Here is a 16,298-nt window from a genome sequence, read left to right as displayed (position 1 = left end):
CGCGATGCGTATTTCCAGTTCCCAGTACTTCAATCTGAACGTCGCTTCGATGAGCGACCAGCAGAGCACGCTCGCATCGATGTATCAGCAGATCTCGTCGGGCAAGCGCATTCTCACTGCGTCCGACGATCCGCTCGGCGCGGCGCAGGCAGTGCAGCTCACGTTGAAGAGCGGCGCGCTCGCGCAGTACAGCACGAACCAGACGACCGCGCTTTCGTCGCTGCAGCAGGAAGACTCGACGCTGGGCAACGTGAGCAGCGTGCTGCAGAGCATCCAGACGCAGATCGTGCATGCGGGCGACGGCTCGCTCACCGATGCCGACCGCACATCGGTCGCTAACACGATCCAGGGTCTGCGCGATCAGCTCTTCAGCCTCGCGAACACGACGGACAGCAACGGCAACTACATCTTCTCGGGTCTGAAGGGCGGCACGGCGCCGTTCTCGAACGATCCTTCGGGCGTCGGCGCGAACTACTCCGGCGACTTCGGCCAGCGCGCGGTGCAGATCAGCGAAGGGCGCTCGATCTCGGTGGGCGATACGGGCGTCTCGATCTTCCAGAGCGTATCGCCGACGGAAAGCGATCCGGTGTCGAGCGCGGGCGCGTCGAATAAGGGCACGGCGACGATCGGCCCGGTGAGCATGAGCGACGCGAGCAACGCCGGCAACGCGAGCAAGTACACGATCACGTTCTCGGTCTCGCAGACGGACGGCTCGACGACTTACTCGATCAAGTCGAACCCGGTGGACAGTACGCTGCCGACCAATGTTCCGTACACGAGCAAGAGCGACATCACGCTCGGCGGCCAGAAGGTGACGATCGAAGGAGCGCCCGCGGACGGCGACACCTTCGTCGTGCAGCCCGCGGCGACGGACAACAACGACATCTTCTCGACGCTCGACAGCATCGTGAGCGCGCTCAAGCAGCCGACGGGCACGCCGGCGGCGCAGGCCACGCTGACCAACGCGCTGACGACGGCGGGCACGAAGATCAACAACACGTTCAACAACGTGCTGTCGGCGCAGACGGTGGTGGGTGGACGCGAGCAGGAAGTGCAGTCGACGCAGACCGCGATGCAGACGAGCCAGACGCAGACGGCAAGCGATATCGCGAACCTGACGAGCATCGATCTGGTTTCATCGATCAGTCAGTATGAGTTGACGCAGAACTCGTTGCAGGCGGCGCAGATGGCGTTTTCGCAGATTCAGAAGATGTCGTTGTTTGATTACATCGGGAATTGATGGGGCGGTTTTTCTTGCCTGTGGTTGAGGGAGCATCGTGGGGACGCGGTGCTCCCTTTTGCTTTATATGCGGCCTGCAAATAGGAATTTGCGTGTTCAACCGAGCGTGAACTGAAGACATACTGCGCGCATGTCGTCTCCCATCGATCTTGACCCATGGCCGATTCCATCCACTTGAACATGTTCTCGGTCAAGCTGCGGAGCGGTATCTGGAGTCTCGCATCGAGCTACCGGCTGTTCACGCGCCGGCAATTCGAGTACGTTGTCGCCGCCTCGTTGATGCCACCAGTCGAGCCGGAACTGCTCGAGCAGTATCGCGAGGATTTCGTTCGCGGCTATAAGCCCACTTATCGTGTGGAGTATCCCAATCCATACGATCGTAAGGAGATGGATGACCTGTTAGCGATGCTGAGGGAGTCGTTCCGGTATAGGCCAGACTCGACGCACGAACTCGTATTCAAGCTCAAGTACTTTTACGTGCGGGCCGGGTTGCTCATTCCGGTGAAGGCAGATGAACTGGTTCGGGCCTTGATCACGGGCGAGGGCGCAACATCGCTGGATGCAGGGAAGCCTTTCGAATATCGGACGCAAGAAGTAAAGGGCGAGATCGAGCAACTTGCGGAAAGCACCAGGAACCCGGACTATGCTGCGAAGATGCTTGGGTATGATCGGAAGACCTTTGGCAACATGATTCACTCAATGAAGAACCGGCTGGAACTGCGTGGTGACCACAATGTCATCTGGCATGACAATGGGGACGTCGAGTTTCGGAAAAGTATCATCGATAACATGCACAACTACGCGCCATAGGGTCCCGGCATGAATCAAGACAGACTTGCGTACGCGTCCTTTTCGATACATTCCGATACGCTGGACCCCGCTTTCTGGACCGCCTACTTCGGTGGCGCGCCAGACTGGTCAATGATCAAAGGCCAGCATTTTGTCACCCCGTCGGGGCGACTCAGCAGCGTGCCGGCGCGCGTCGGTGGGTGGGGAGTTGGAAGCGAGCACGCCGTGCAGAGCGACGCATTGGAGCCGCATCTCCGATACTTGATTATCCGGCTTGGACTTCCGCGCGTTGGTTTCCGTGAATTGTTGAATCAACAGGAAGCGCGGATGCGCTTCTTCTGCTACTGGGACAACTACTCCGGCGATCGCGTCCCCGAGGTCCCCGACGACATCCGAATCATGATTGAATCCATGGGCGGCACGATCGAGATCGACGAATATCGGTAACCGGTCGAGAAAAAATCAAAACATCCCGCCCGCCACTCGCCCCACCTGCGCAATCCCCACATCGAAAATCCGCTGAAAAAACGGTATCAGATTCGGCACCATCAACTGCAGCAAAAGCAGCCCGACGAGCATCGTCACCGGGAAGCCGACCTGAAAAATCCCGATCTGCGGCGCAGCGCGATTGAGAATGCCGAGCGCGAGATTCGCGGTCAGCAGCGCCGCCACGATCGGCAACGCGAGCAGCAACCCAGTCGAAAACACACTGCCGCCGTAACCCACCAGCACGCGCCATCCCTGCGCATGCGAAGCCGTCGCGACCACATTCGCCTCGATCGGCACGCTCTGAAACGTGCCGACAAGCGCACTTATCAACTGCAAATGCCCGTCGAAGACGAGAAACGCGAGCATCGCCAGTGTGTTCAGATAGCGCGACACGACCACCGCGTTGCCACCCGCGCGCGGATCGTAAAGCATCGCGAAACCGAGCCCCATTTGCTGGCCGATGAACTCGCCGGCCGCATCGACGGCGGCGAACGCGATCTGCATCACCATGCCGATGGCCGCGCCGATCAGAAACTGATTGACGATGATCCACACGCCCGCAGCGGAAAACACTGTTGCCTGAGGCATGGCGGGAAGCGTCGGCGCGACGATCAGCGCGATGAACGCGGCGAGCGCGATCTTCACGCGCATCGGAATCGCCATGTGACTCAGCACGGGCGCGGTCGCGATCAGCGCGAGGATACGCACGAACGGCCACAGAAACGCCGTGAGCCAGCCGTTCAGTTGCGCGTAGGTGACGGAGAACATCGAACGAATCTCGGCCCGTGACTCAGCCCGTGATCGCGGGCGTGATCGTGAAGACGTGGCGCATGTAGTCGAGCAATGTCGACAGCATCCACGGACCCGCGATCACGAGCGTCACCGCCACCGCGATCAGCTTCGGGATGAACGACAGCGTCGACTCGTTGATCTGAGTGGCCGCCTGAAACAGGCTCACGACCAGACCGACGACGAGCGCGACCAGCAACAGCGGCGCGGCGAGCAACAAGGCGACGTACATCGCCTGATGTGCCATGGTCATGACGGATTCGGGTGTCATGCGCGTCTCCTCAGGATACGAAACTTTGCGCCAGCGAGCCGATCAGCAACTGCCAGCCGTCGACGAGCACGAACAGCATCAGCTTGAACGGCAGCGCGATGGTCGTAGGCGAAACCATCATCATGCCCATCGACATCAGCACGCTCGCCACCACCATGTCGATGATGAGAAACGGAATGAAGATCGTGAAGCCGATCTGGAAACCCGTCTTCAGCTCGCTCGTGACGAACGACGGCACGAGCAGCGACAGCGGCACGTCTTCAGGGCCGTTCATCGGCGGGGCCTTCGAGATGCGCGCGAACAGTGCGAGATCGGTTTCGCGCGTCTGCTTCAGCATGAACTGCTTGAACGGCGCGACGCCGCGCGTCATCGCCTGGTCCATTGCGATCTGGCCTTCGGAGAAGGGCTTGTACGCGTCGTTGTATGCGCGGTCGAGCACCGGCGACATCACGAAGAACGACAGAAACAGCGCGAGCCCGACGAGCACCTGATTCGGCGGCGTGCTCGTCGTGCCGAGCGCCTGGCGCAACAGCGACAGCACGATGATGATGCGCGTGAAGCTCGTCATCATCAGGACCATCGCAGGGAGGAACGAGAGCATCGTCAGCAGCAGCATCGTCTGCACGCTGAGCGAATACGTGGTGCCGCCGTTCGGGCCGGGACTCGTGTTGAAGGCCGGCAGGCCCGCCGTGCTCTGCGCGAACGCGAGGTACGGCATCAACCCGATGATGACTGGCAGCGCGATCTTCACACCACGCGCGATGTTACGACTGACCTGCATGCTTGCTCCCGCCGACGAACACTTTCGATAGGCTGAATTGTTGTCGATCCCGGTCGCGAACGATGACGCGAACAGAGGGGGAAACCCGGGCTAACTCGTTCTATTGCGAAACGTTCTCCGTAAACGAACATCGGGCGTTCGATCCTTGCGGACCACGCCCGATGTATCGGTCAAACGGAACGAACTTACTTGACGAACTTCTGGAGCCGCTTGTTCGCTTCGCCGGCGAGGGCGTCGCGAAAGCGCGCGCCGAAGCTGCCAGCCGGCGACGGCGCCGGCGCCGCGATGCCTTCCACTTCGGCCGAACCGGCGGGCATCGTGTGCAAGAGACGCACATTGCCGGGACCGGCGCCGAGCACGAGCCACGTATCGCCGACTTCGATGACAGCGACGCGCTCCTTGTTGCCGAGCGATGCGCCGCCCACGACCTTCACGAGACCGCTGCGCTTGCCGCCCTGATAGCCGAACTTGCGCGCGAGCCACGCACAGCCGAACACGAAACCGATCACGACGACCAGTCCGACGAGCGTCTGCAGCACCGCGCCGAAACCGAGCGACGGCACCGCGGTGCCCGCGCCGACGCCCGAGGCGATCTGCGCGGCGTGGTTCACGGCATTCATGTCGGCGGCGCGCGCGAACAGCGGCGCTGCGGACAACAAGGCGGCAAAGCGTTTCATCGATTCAACTTCCGGATACGTTCGGACGGCGTGATGATGTCGGTCAGGCGAATGCCGAACTTGTCGTTGACCACGACCACTTCGCCCTGCGCGATGAGACAGCCGTTCACGAGCACGTCCATCGGCTCGCCGGCGAGGCCGTCGAGCTCCACGACCGAGCCCTGCGCGAGTTGCAGCAGGTTGCGGATCGCGATCTTCGTGCGCCCGAGCTCCACCGTCATCTGCACGGGGATGTCGAGAATCATGTCGATGTCGTTGCGCGTCGACGGCGCCGCGGCCTTCGACAGCGGCTGGAACACGCCCGCGCTTGCTGCAACCGGCGTGTCGTTGCCGTTCTGCTCGGCGAGCGCGCTCGCCCAGTCGTCCAGCAAAAGCTCTTCGCCTTTTTCCGGCGCGCCGGGCGCGTCGTTCTGCATCAGATCACTCATATCCACCTTCCTTCATCGTATCGCTCGCGCTGATCATCTTCTGCACGCGCAGCGCGTATTGACCATTGAAAATTCCGTAGCCGCATTCCATGACCGGCACGCCATCCACTTTCGCGACGACGTGCTCCGGAACATCGATCGGCAGCACGTCGCCCGCGCGCATGTTGAGAATCTGTTCGAACGACGAGCGGATCTCGGCGAGATCCACCGTCAGTTCCACTTCGGCGGACTGCACCTGCTGCGACAGCACGCGCACCCAGCGGCGGTCCACTTCGAGCGCTTCGCCCTGGATCGGCGAGGAGAGCACGTCGCGGATCGGCTCGATCATCGAGTACGGCATGCAGATGTGCAGCGTGCCGCCCGTCGAACCGAATTCGATCGTGAACTGCGTCACGATGACGATTTCGTTCGGCGTCGCCACGTTGGCGAACTGCGTGTGCATCTCCGAGCGCATGTATTCGAACTGCAGCGGCTTCACGCTGCGCCACGAGGTGGCGTAGTGCTCGAACACGAGATTGAGCAGCTTGCTGATGATGCGTTGCTCGGTCTGCGTGAACTCGCGGCCTTCGACGCGCGTGTGAAAGCGCCCGTCGCCGCCGAACAGGTTGTCGACCACGAAGAACACGAGGTTCGGATCGAACACGAACAGCGAGGTGCCGCGCAGGGGCTTCACATGGACCAGGTTGAGGTTGGTCGGGATCGGCAGGTTGCGCGTGAATTCGCTGTACTTCTGCACCTTCACCGGGCCGACGGAGATTTCCGCCGAGCGCCGCATGAAGTTGAAGATGCCCACGCGCATGAGGCGCGCGAAGCGGTCGTTGATGATTTCGAGGCCGGGCATCCGGCCGCGGACGATGCGTTCCTGCGTCGCGATGTTGTAGGGACGTACGCCGACGGGCTTTTTCTCGTCAGTTTCCTGATCGATTTCGCCGGTGACGCCCTTGAGGAGGGCATCGACCTCCTCCTGCGACATGAACTCTTCGTGGCCCATGAGTGGTTACTCGCTGATGCGGCGTTACTGAACGACGAATTCGGTGAACAGCACTTCCTCGACGCGCACCGGCTTTTCGGCGGTGCTCGCCGCGGTTTCGACCGCCGCGCGTAATTCGTTGGCGAGTTGCTTCTTGCCGTCGACGGTCGCGAGATCGTCGGGGCGTTTGCCCGAGAGCAGGAGCAGCACGCGGCTGCGGACTTCGGGCATGTGCTCGGTGACGAGCAACTGGACCTTTTCGTCTTTCAGCTTGAGCGTGAGACCGGCGCGCAGATAGTGCATGCTGCCGTCGTCGGACTGGAGGTTTACTGTGAGCGATTCCAGCGGGAAGAACACGGGCGGCGGTTCGGGCGCGGGCTTGGCCGCGCCGTGGGTCTTGCCGAGGAAGAAGTAAGCGCCGCCGGCTCCCGCGCCGAGCAGCACGATCGCGCCGATGGCGATGATCAGGATCTTCTTGAGCTTGCCGCTCTTCGCGGGGACGATGGATTGCTGGTTTGCGGTCGTGGTAGCCATTTGCTTGCCTCTTTCGATAGGGTGAATTGTTGGCTATCGCCGTGTAAAGCGATGGGTCGAACAGAGGGGGGATTTGGGGTTATTCCATCCGATTGCTTTGGGCCCGCTTTGGGGCCTTGGCGCGGGCTTATTGCGCTTTCTCTTTAGCGTTTGTTAACGGGCGATTCTCGGGAAACTTGTATTCGAGTCGGTCTATTGGCACTGCCCCTGTGCGGGGCGGCAGTCACTTTCTTTGCTGCTGCAAAGAAAGTAACCAAAGAAAGCAGCTAGGTCACGGCCCGCGGTCACACGCAGTTTGGCCATGCTTGCCAGATGCGGTGGGCTCAGTAGCGAGTGCCCTCATAGGCCTAATCGGGCTTGGACCGCGCACGGTCTGCCGAGCTAGAAATCCAGGCGCGCTGGTTCAGCACGAAATGGCTTCGGCACAGCGCTTCGCGCTGCCGCAGGGTATGCAAGGGAAACCGACGAAAATAAGGGAAACGCAGAAGCACCCACAGACCCGATTGACCCATCGGCCGCGAAGCGGGCCGGAGCCATCTCGTGCTGAACCAGTCCGTTATACGGCGCGATATGGCAGACCGTGCGCGGTCCAAGCCCGGTTAGGCCTGTGAGGGCACTCGCTACAGAGGCCACGAACGATGAGAAGAACACCCAAATTGCGTGTGACCGCGGGCGTCTCGAGCTGCTTTCTTTGCCTACTTTCTTTGCAGCAGCAAAGAAAGTAGGTGCCGCCCCGCACAGGGGCAACGCTAATAAACCGACGCGCTAACGGGATCCGGCGAAACCAAAAACGAAAGCCCCGAGCCGTCAAGCGAAGGTATCCACAAGCCCAACCCTGCGCCGCACCGGCAAACTCACGCTGGAAGCGACCGAATCATCCCCCCCACCGATCCCACCAACCCCACGCCCACCCCGCGACCCCGACGAGCGCTCCCCTTCGCTTCCTTGCTGCGACTGCCGCCCAAACGCAGCCCCATCCGAAACCGAAGCACTCCCGAGACTGATGCCATTCGCCTCCATAGCCTCACGCAGCTTCGGCATGGCGGCCTCGACCGCCTCCCGCACCTGCGCATGCTGCGAAACAAACAACGCGTGCGCGTGATTCTCCGAAACCTGCAACGTCACCTGCAACGGCCCCAGATCCTTCGGATTCAAAGTCAGCTCAGCACTCTGCTGATCCGCCTTCGACAAAAACACGACCTTCTGGCTGAACGCATCGTCCCAGCCGGACGCGCCCACGTGCGGCGCAATCGCCGCGCTCGTCGCAGACGCCATCGCGCCTTGCGGGCTCGACACCGCCGAATTCGCCGATGTGGTCTGCATCGCCACCGCGTGCGCGGCCGCATCGGCGGCTTGTTTGTACGCGGCGGTTGCGGCGTCCGCGGGCGTCGTCGCGACGGCAAGCGCGCTCGCATCGGTCGCCTTGGCGTCCGTGTTCACGTTGCTCGCCAGCACGGCCAGACCCGCACCCTTTCCGCCCTTGGCGAACAAACTGCCTTGATCCTCGCCCTTCGCGCCTTCGCGCGCGCCCGCGACGGCACCGTTCGCCGCGGCATTCGCGGGCGTCGCATTGACCGGCGGGTTGCTGATCGCCGCGAGCGCTGCCTGAAGCGGATCCTGCGCCGTCTTCGCATCGCCGCTCTTGTGCGTTTCGCCGGTCGATTTGTCGTCGTCGGTCGAAGCGGTGACGTCGTTGGTCAGATCGGAGAGCGTGACGTCAGTGCCGGTATCGTCGGCGTTGGCGGCGTCTGCGCGCGCTTTCGCCTGCGCTGCAGCGGCAGCGGCCGCATCCGACGAAGTCCCCGATGCCGCCGGCTTCGATGCGTCCGCCGTATCGCGCTTGCCCGTGTTCTTCGACGCCTCTTTCGGCGCGTCCGTCCGATCGGGCTTCGACGCAGCCTGCGCATCCGACGCGTCATCGCTCTTCGACGCCGCATCGGCCGCGCTGTCGTCCGGCTTCGGCGCGTCGTGCACGCTCGATTTATCGGCCGATGAATCCGCCAGCGCCTTCGCCGCCTGCGCGTCGGCATTGGCGCGGTCGGTGATGCCTTGCAGCGTCATGCCGAACGACGCGCCCGCGCTCGCCGCGCGCTGCGCCGCGGCCTTGCTCGATGACGCGGCGCCAGTCAGCGCGCCGAGGATAGATACGGAGGACATACGAGTCTCTCAAATGCAATGGGTTAAAAACGGCTCAGGCCCGTTCGGCGCGCATGCGCAGCACCTTGGCCGCGTGTTCGTCGGCTTCGCGCTGCTCGACGCGTGCCGCTTTCTTCGCGAGCATCGCCTCGCCGCGCGCGGCCAGCACTTCGTAACTGCCGAGCTTCTGCTTCTTCAGACGCCAGTCGGGCTTGGCCGCCTCGATGCGCTGATCGGCCATGACGAGCGCCGTGCGTTGCTGCGCGATCGCCGAATCGAGCGTGTCGACGAACGCCTGGAAGTTGCGCAGCGTCTGCGCCGTGGTGCCTTCCTGCGCCGATGCCGTGAACCGCGCGTGGTATTCGTCGCGATAGGTCACGAGCGAATTCAGCTGCGTCTCGATGTCGTTGCGCTCCTGCTGGAGTTTGCCGAGCTTCTTCGTGGCAGTGTCGAGTTCCTCTGCAGCAAGTTCGATGAGCGTGTTGATCGGCAGATTCTTGGACATGGCGTGGCGATCCCGTATGGTCTTTTGGCGTTCTTATGACGAATGCTTCGGATACTAGTCGAAAACTATTCGAACAGTTGATTCAACATCGCGATGCTCGGCTCGAACGGCGCCTGCTCGCGAAAGCCTTGCTGCAAAAACGACTCCATGCGCGGGTACAGCGCGATCGCGCGGTCGAGCAGCGCATCGCGCCCGCTCGAATACGCACCCACGTTGATCAGATCCTTGTTGCGCTGATAGCGCGACAGCATCTGCTTGAAGAGACGCACGCGTTCGAGATGCTTGTCGTCGATGAGCGCGGTCATCGCGCGGCTGATCGACTGCTCGATGTCGATGGCCGGATAGTGCCCCGCCTCCGCGAGCGAACGGTTCAGCACGATATGGCCGTCGAGAATCGCGCGCGCCGAGTCGGCGATCGGGTCCTGCTGATCGTCGCCTTCGGTGAGCACGGTGTAGAACGCGGTGATCGAGCCGCCGCCTTCCGGACCGTTGCCGGTACGCTCGACGAGCGCGGGCAGCTTCGCGAACACGGACGGCGGATAACCCTTGGTCGCGGGCGGCTCGCCGATCGCAAGCGCGATCTCGCGCTGGGCCATCGCGTAACGCGTCAGCGAGTCCATCAGCATCAGCACGTGCTTGCCCTGATCGCGGAAATATTCGGCGAGCGAGGTCGTGTACGCGGCGGCCTGCATCCGCAGCACGGGCGATACGTCCGCCGGCGCCGCGACCACAACGGAGCGCGCGAGACCGTCCTCGCCGAGAATCTGCTCGATGAATTCCTTCACTTCGCGGCCGCGTTCGCCGATCAGCCCGATCACGATCACTTCCGCGCTCGTGTAGCGCGCCATCGTGCCGAGCAGCACCGATTTACCGACGCCCGAACCCGCGAACAGGCCCATGCGCTGGCCGCGCCCGACCGTCAGAAGCGTGTTGATCGCGCGCACGCCCACGTCGAGCACCTTGTGGATCGGCTCGCGGTTCAGCGGATTGATGACCGGCGCGTTCAGCGGCGCATCGACCTTCGCGCCGAGCGGGCCGAGCCCGTCGAGCGGACGGCCCGACGCATCGACCACACGCCCGAGCATTTCCCAGCCGACCGGCAAGCGCTTCGCGCCGGCCATCGGATCGTTGATCGGCGCGCTTTCGAGCGGATAGACACGCGCGCCGGGAAGAAGGCCGGCCACTTCGGTAGTCGGCATCAGAAAGAGCTTGTCGCCCGAAAAGCCGACGACTTCGGCTTCGGCTGTCGGAATCGCGCTGCCCGGCGGCAACTCGATCATGCATTCGGAGCCGACGCCCATCTTCAGGCCGACTGCTTCGAGCACGAGTCCGGCGGCGCGCGTGAGACGTCCGCACGAACGCAGCGGCTTGGCGAGTTCGCTGCGCGTTCTGAGCGCGTCGAGCTTTTCGCGCCACGTGTCGATGTGCGGATTGCCCGCGATATCGGCCAGTTCGGCGATGGTGCGCGCGGCGAGTTCGTCGGGCGATTCGCTGTCGAAGTCGTCGTCGCTCGCGAGCGGGCCGAACGATGCGCGCGCGAGTTCCTGTTCGAGCGCGCTCAGTCCATCCTGCGTGATCCGTTGATTCACCACGGCTTGTTTCTCCCCAAAGCGGCCACGACGCGCTCCCAGCGCGAGACATTGGTCGCGTCGATCTCGCCGGTCGCGGCGTGCGCCTTGCAGCCGCCGCGCTCGATGTCCGGATCGGGGCGCACGGTCCAGCCGGCGCTTTCGAGTTCGTCCTTCAGATACGCATCGACGATCGGCAAATCGGCCGGATTGACGACGAGCGTCGGCGCGCCCGACAACTCCGGCTCGGCGGCGATCACTTCGCGAGCGACGGCGACGAGCGCGGTCGGATCGAGCGCGAGATGCTGGCGCACGACCTGCTGCGCGATATCGACTGCGAGTTCGGCGAGCGATTCCGCGATGGCGGCATCGGCGGCCTGCAACGCGGTCTTGAACGCATCGGCGATCTCGGCGAGGCGCGCGGCCTGCGCGAGCGCTTCCTTGCGGCCATCCTCGAAACCCTTCGCCTGACCCTGCTCGAAACCCGCCTGATAACCCAGCGCCTGACCCGCGACGTGTCCTTTCGCGAGCCCTTGCTGATGCGCGTCGTCCTCGACGCGGCGCAGGTGCGCTTCGAGCGCGGCCTGTTCCGCCGCGCTGTTGTCGACCTTGATTTCGACGGGATCGAACGAGGCCATCTCCCAGCGCTGATACGCCGAGACCGGAGCCGCCTGAGCCTTGCGCGCGCGGGCGTCAGACATATGCGTCCTCCGCCTTGCCGCCTAGCTGGATCTGACCGTTTTCCGCGAGATTGCGCACGATCTGGAGAATCTTGCGCTGCTGCTGCTCGACTTCCGACACGCGCACCGGACCGCGCGAATCGAGGTCTTCGGCGAGCAGTTCGGCCGCGCGCTGCGACATGTTCGACAGGAACTTCTGACGCAGCGCCGGCTGCGCGCCCTTCAGCGACACGATCAGCGTCTCCGACTCGACTTCCTTCAGCAGCAGCTGGATCGCGCGGTCTTCCAGGTCGAGCAGGTTCTCGAACACGAACATCTGGTCGATGATCTTCTGCGCGAGTTCGGCATCGTATTCGCGCACATTCGAGATGACGCCTTCCTCGTGATTGCTCGACATGAAGTTGAGAATTTCCGCCGCCGTGCGGATGCCGCCCATCGGCGCGCGCTTCAGGTTGTCGCTGCCGGAGAGGAGCGTGGTCAGCACGTCGTCGAGTTCGCGCAGCGCGGCGGGCTGAATGCCGTCGAGCGTCGCGATGCGCAGCAGCACGTCGTTGCGCAGACGGTCGGTCAGCAGCGAGACGATTTCCGAAGCCTGATCGCGGTCCAGATGCACGAGGATCGTCGCGATGATCTGCGGATGCTCGTTCTTGATCAGTTCCGCGACCGCGCCCGAGTCCATCCACTTCAGGCCTTCGATGCCGCTCGTGTCGCTGCCTTGCAGGATACGGTCGATCAGCGCGCCGGCCTTGGTCTCGCCGAGCGCCTTGGTCAGCACCGAGCGGATGTACTCGCTCGAATCCAGCGACAGCGCGGTGTGCTGCTCCGCCTCCGACACGAATTCGGTCAGCACGTTGTCGAGCTGCTCGCGCGTCACGTTTTTCAGGGCCGCCATGGTCGCGCCGATTTTCTGCACCTCGCGCGGCGCGAGATACTTGAATACTTCGGCGGCTTCTTCCTCACCGATCGACATCAGGAGGAGAGCGGCTTTGTTCAGGCCTTCAGCGTTCATCGGACACCCAGTTTTTCACGACCGTCGCAACGATTCTCGCGTCCTGACGCGCCACCATGCGCGCGTAGTCGAGATTGCGATCGAATTTGGCCTTCTTGCTTTCATGACCGAGGAGACTCACCTCGGCATCCTTGTCTTCGTCTTCCTTCTTCTCGCCGTCGAGCGACGGACCGTCGAGCAGCGAGAGTTCATCCGGTGCGCCGAGCGTCGGCGCGACTTCGGGCGGCGGCGGGAAGGCGCGGCGCATCGCCGGCTTCACCATGCTGAAGTACAGGAACAATCCGACGATTCCGATGCCCACGTACTTCGCCGCCTGGATGCCCCACGCGATCATCTGCGGGGTGCGCCACCACGGCGCGTCGGGCGTCACGTTCAGATCGGCGGAGAACGCGCTGTTCATGACGTTCACCGAGTCGCCGCGCTTGTCGTCGAAGCCCATCGCGTCCTTCACGAGCTGCTGGACCTGCGCGAGCTTGTCGGCGGCGAGCGGCGTCATGGTGACGTTGCCCTTGGCGTCGAGCTTCTTCTCGTAGTTCACGACCACCGCCACCGACAGACGCTTGATGCCGCCCGTCGCTTGTTCGTAGTGGCGCACGGTGCGGTCCACTTCGTAGTTCGTCGTCGTGTCGCGGCGCTGGTTCTGCGGCGTGGACTTCGCGCCGACCGCGCCCGACGCGGCTGCGTCGATCGGCGCGGAGGCCGGCTGCGGCGGCTGGTTCGACAGCGCGCCCGGCACGCCCGATGCGCCGCCGCCCGACGTCTCGCTCGACTCGCTCGATTGCTGGCTGCGGATCGCCGTGTTCTGCGGATTGGCGTTCGGGCCGTAGCTTTCGGCGGTCTGTTCGAGCTTCGAGAAATCGATGTCGGCGCTCACCTGCGAGCGGGCGTTGCCGGCGCCGAAGAGCGGCGCGAGGATCGCGTCGATGCGCTTTTGCGTGTTGTGCTCGATCTGCTGCACATACTTCAGTTGCGACGCGTCGAGACCGTTGGCGGCGTTCTGGCTCGTCAGCAGGTTGCCGTCCTGATCGACGATATTGACGTTCTTGACCGGCATGTCCGCCACGCCCGACGCCACCATGTGCGCGATCGCGACCACTTGCCCTTCGTCGAGCACGCGGCCCGGATACAGATTGACCATGACCGAGGCGGTCGGCAGTTCCTTGTCGCGCACGAACACGCTCGGCTTCGGAATCGCCAGATGCACGCGCGCCGACTTCACCGACGAAATCGAGCCGATCGTGCGTTCCAGTTCGCCTTCCAGCGCGCGCTGATAGTTGACCTGTTCGGCGAACTGGCTGATGCCGAACTTCTGGTTGTCCATCAGCTCGAAGCCGACCGAGCCGCTTTTCGGCAGGCCCTGGCTCGCGAGGCGCAGACGCGTTTCGTGAACCTGCGCGTCGGGCACGAGGATGGCGCCGCCGCCGTCGGACAACTTGTACGGAATGTTGCCCTGCTGGAGCGCGGCAACGATTGCGCCGCCGTCCCGATCCGAGAGATTGGAGAAGAGGACGCGGTAATCCGGCTGGCGCGACCACATGACGAGGCCGGCGACCACCATCACCAGAATCGCGACGGCCACGATGAGCGGCACGCGCGGATTCGAGCGGAACTGGTTGAGCATCGGCACGCGCTGCGCAAAGCCGCCGAAGTCGGCGCCCGCGAGGCCCGGGCCGGCGCCGACCGTTCCGGCGGCTCCCGGTTGTGCGCCCGCCAGGCCCATTCTGGCGTCGGGCGTGATCAGTGAGTTGTTGGGCGTTTCCATTTAGCGTCGAAGCTCCGAATCCTGTTGTTCTCCTGCCGCCGTTATCCGCTGATGTAAGCGGCGGTGGAGGACTTTTCACGATGGGGATTATCCGCAGAAGATTGCAAGTCGATTCGGCGAATAGAGCGGGGTTTTCCCCGTTCTTCCGGTGCTTTGAAAACTGGCCCGCTGCTAAGCTTTTTCGTACTCGGCGAACCTCCGCGAAACGCGTCCCGAGCGCCAGGTCCCACTACGTGCGGCACCGGCTTTTCCCTGTCACCCGGAGTCAACATGAACTTTCCGATCAATCCGCTTTCCGCCGCGCTCTCGGCCATTCAGTCGATGGCCTCGCAAGCCGCCGGCGGGACCTCCGGCCCGACCAGCGCGTCGGGCGCCGTCACGGGGCAGGGTGGGACATCGGGCGCGGCGAGCGTCGGCAGCTTTTCCGATGCGCTGAAATCGTCCATCGACAAGATCAGCGACAACCAGACCAAGGCGCTCGGCGAGGCGCACGCCTTCGAGATCGGCGCACCGAACGTGTCGCTCAACGACGTGATGGTGGACATGCAGAAGGCGAACGTCGGCCTGCAATTCGGGCTGCAGGTGCGCAACAAGCTCGTGTCGGCCTACAACGACATCATGCAGATCTCCGTCTGACGCGGCCCCCGCGATCCAGCCCTTTATCGCTGCACCGGCTCTGGAGCCTTGTTTCCTAAAGCTTTGCCGCGTTTCTCCGATAACCCCGATAACGGCACGGCGAACGATGGTTCGTTTGCCTGCACCGGTTTTGCCGGGCCCATACGGATCAGGACGAGAAGCACGGCGTCCGCTGGAAGCATGCGGACACCGCGGCATCGCATAAGGAGAACCGAGAGATGTATTCCCCAGGACACGCTGGAGCCAGCGCGTACGCACGCGTGGGCGTTCAGACAGGAGTGATGGGAGCGAGCCCGCATCGGCTGATCGTGATGCTGTATCAGGGCGCGCGCCAGGCGATCGCGCAGGCGCGCATGCACCTGCAGCAGCGCAACATCGGCGCGCGCGGCGCTGCGATCAGCAAGGCCATCAGCATCATCGAGAGCGGCCTGCAGCAGGCGCTCAACAAGGATGCGGGCGGCGAGATCGCGGAGCGTCTGGACGCGCTCTACACGTATATGACGCGCCGGCTGCTGGAGGCGAATCTGAAGCAGGACGAGACGATGCTCGTCGAGGTCGACAACCTGCTCGCAACGCTCGAAGAAGCCTGGGTGGGAATTGGACCGGAAGTGGCGCAACTGACCGCGACGCCCGTTTGACGGGACTCTCGCGTCGACTGCCTCGAAAGAATGAAGACGACACAAGACTATTTCGCCCACTACGAAGCCATCGCAGCGGTTTCCGGCCAGATGCTGGCGGCTGCGCGCGGCGGCGAATGGAGCGAACTGAAGACGTTGCAGGGCACTTACCGTGAGTTGGTCGAGCAGCTGAAGGAAGTGGATTCGGGCTCGGAACTCGACGACGACGCCCGCGCGCGCAAGCTGGACCTCGTGAAGAAGATTCTCGCCGACGACGCCGCGATCCGCGATCTGAGTTCGCCGAGCCTCGCGCGCCTGTCCGCGCTGTTCACGGTCAACAGCCCGGCGCGCGTACTGAAAAAGATGATCGGACTGCGTTAAGCGTCCGTGCGCGCCGGCCGTGGCGCAATTGAGGAT

At 63.3% G+C, this 16,298-nt stretch carries 19 protein-coding genes; 6 read left to right on the top strand and 13 right to left on the bottom strand.

The window, feature by feature from the left end; all coding sequences use genetic code 11:
* The first annotated feature begins 4 nt into the window (after positions 1-4).
* From flgL to NK8_RS13640, 3 genes are all read left to right on the top strand, one after another.
* Positions 5-1,240, top strand: coding sequence for a flagellar hook-associated protein FlgL (flgL, locus tag NK8_RS13650; protein WP_213226643.1), 1,236 nt, complete (start codon positions 5-7; stop codon positions 1,238-1,240).
* A gap of 156 nt (positions 1,241-1,396) precedes the next feature.
* Complete coding sequence (locus tag NK8_RS13645) at positions 1,397-2,050, top strand: hypothetical protein (protein WP_213228669.1); 654 nt, start codon at positions 1,397-1,399, stop codon at positions 2,048-2,050.
* 9 nt (positions 2,051-2,059) lie between these two features.
* On the top strand, positions 2,060-2,476 hold the full coding sequence (locus NK8_RS13640) for a DUF4279 domain-containing protein (RefSeq protein WP_213226642.1): 417 nt from the start codon (positions 2,060-2,062) through the stop codon (positions 2,474-2,476).
* A 15-nt stretch (positions 2,477-2,491) separates the two neighbouring features.
* Here the strand turns inward: NK8_RS13640 and fliR are convergent, their stop codons facing one another.
* From fliR to fliF, 13 genes are all read right to left on the bottom strand, one after another.
* A complete protein-coding gene (fliR, locus tag NK8_RS13635) occupies positions 2,492-3,286 on the bottom strand; it encodes a flagellar biosynthetic protein FliR (protein WP_213226641.1) in 795 nt (264 codons plus the stop codon).
* A gap of 22 nt (positions 3,287-3,308) precedes the next feature.
* Complete coding sequence (gene fliQ / locus NK8_RS13630; RefSeq protein ID WP_008352562.1) at positions 3,309-3,578, bottom strand: flagellar biosynthesis protein FliQ; 270 nt, start codon at positions 3,576-3,578, stop codon at positions 3,309-3,311.
* Positions 3,579-3,588: 10 nt separating this feature from the next.
* Positions 3,589-4,359: a flagellar type III secretion system pore protein FliP gene (gene fliP / locus NK8_RS13625; RefSeq protein ID WP_162066580.1), complete on the bottom strand. Its 771-nt coding sequence runs from the start codon at positions 4,357-4,359 to the stop codon at positions 3,589-3,591.
* Positions 4,360-4,544: 185 nt separating this feature from the next.
* Positions 4,545-5,036: a flagellar biosynthetic protein FliO gene (gene fliO / locus NK8_RS13620; protein ID WP_162066579.1), complete on the bottom strand. Its 492-nt coding sequence runs from the start codon at positions 5,034-5,036 to the stop codon at positions 4,545-4,547.
* Complete coding sequence (gene fliN / locus NK8_RS13615; protein WP_061174011.1) at positions 5,033-5,464, bottom strand: flagellar motor switch protein FliN; 432 nt, start codon at positions 5,462-5,464, stop codon at positions 5,033-5,035. Before fliN ends, fliO begins: the two co-directional genes overlap by 4 nt.
* Entirely contained in the window at positions 5,457-6,455 is a 999-nt protein-coding gene (fliM, locus tag NK8_RS13610; RefSeq protein ID WP_061174010.1) for a flagellar motor switch protein FliM, read from the bottom strand. The genes fliN and fliM overlap by 8 nt, the downstream gene beginning before the upstream one ends.
* A 24-nt stretch (positions 6,456-6,479) precedes the next feature.
* The gene (gene fliL / locus NK8_RS13605) at positions 6,480-6,968 is read right to left on the bottom strand and encodes a flagellar basal body-associated protein FliL (RefSeq protein WP_061174009.1); all 489 of its coding nucleotides are present in this window, start codon (positions 6,966-6,968) and stop codon (positions 6,480-6,482) included.
* 807 nt (positions 6,969-7,775) lie between these two features.
* A complete protein-coding gene (locus NK8_RS13600) occupies positions 7,776-9,125 on the bottom strand; it encodes a flagellar hook-length control protein FliK (RefSeq protein ID WP_213226640.1) in 1,350 nt (449 codons plus the stop codon).
* Positions 9,126-9,159: 34 nt separating this feature from the next.
* Positions 9,160-9,609 carry a flagellar export protein FliJ gene (gene fliJ, locus NK8_RS13595; protein WP_162066576.1) on the bottom strand — a complete coding sequence of 150 codons (450 nt, stop codon included), beginning with the start codon at positions 9,607-9,609 and terminating at the stop codon, positions 9,160-9,162.
* A 65-nt stretch (positions 9,610-9,674) separates the two neighbouring features.
* Positions 9,675-11,201, bottom strand: a complete 1,527-nt coding sequence (gene fliI / locus NK8_RS13590; RefSeq protein WP_213226639.1) for a flagellar protein export ATPase FliI — start codon at positions 11,199-11,201, stop codon at positions 9,675-9,677.
* Positions 11,195-11,878: a flagellar assembly protein FliH gene (gene fliH, locus NK8_RS13585; RefSeq protein ID WP_213226638.1), complete on the bottom strand. Its 684-nt coding sequence runs from the start codon at positions 11,876-11,878 to the stop codon at positions 11,195-11,197. The genes fliI and fliH overlap by 7 nt, the downstream gene beginning before the upstream one ends.
* Positions 11,871-12,866 (bottom strand): flagellar motor switch protein FliG, encoded by a 996-nt coding sequence (fliG, locus tag NK8_RS13580; protein ID WP_061174004.1) that lies wholly within the window; start codon positions 12,864-12,866, stop codon positions 11,871-11,873. Before fliG ends, fliH begins: the two co-directional genes overlap by 8 nt.
* Entirely contained in the window at positions 12,856-14,628 is a 1,773-nt protein-coding gene (gene fliF, locus NK8_RS13575; protein ID WP_213226637.1) for a flagellar basal-body MS-ring/collar protein FliF, read from the bottom strand. Before fliF ends, fliG begins: the two co-directional genes overlap by 11 nt.
* A gap of 270 nt (positions 14,629-14,898) precedes the next feature.
* Between fliF and fliE the strand changes: the two genes are divergently transcribed.
* The 3 genes from fliE to NK8_RS13560 all read left to right on the top strand — a co-directional run bounded on the left by fliE (position 14,899) and on the right by NK8_RS13560 (position 16,262).
* Positions 14,899-15,264, top strand: coding sequence for a flagellar hook-basal body complex protein FliE (gene fliE / locus NK8_RS13570; protein WP_061174002.1), 366 nt, complete (start codon positions 14,899-14,901; stop codon positions 15,262-15,264).
* A 218-nt stretch (positions 15,265-15,482) separates the two neighbouring features.
* Positions 15,483-15,902: a flagellar export chaperone FliS gene (gene fliS / locus NK8_RS13565; protein WP_061174001.1), complete on the top strand. Its 420-nt coding sequence runs from the start codon at positions 15,483-15,485 to the stop codon at positions 15,900-15,902.
* Positions 15,903-15,932: 30 nt separating this feature from the next.
* On the top strand, positions 15,933-16,262 hold the full coding sequence (locus NK8_RS13560; protein WP_061174000.1) for a flagellar protein FliT: 330 nt from the start codon (positions 15,933-15,935) through the stop codon (positions 16,260-16,262).
* Positions 16,263-16,298: the final 36 nt, after the last annotated feature.

The organism is Caballeronia sp. NK8 (assembly GCF_018408855.1).
Classification (GTDB): Bacteria; Pseudomonadota; Gammaproteobacteria; order Burkholderiales; family Burkholderiaceae; genus Caballeronia.
The sequence above is the reverse complement of the archived record's forward strand: the minus strand, read 5'-3'. Positions and strand labels throughout refer to the sequence as shown.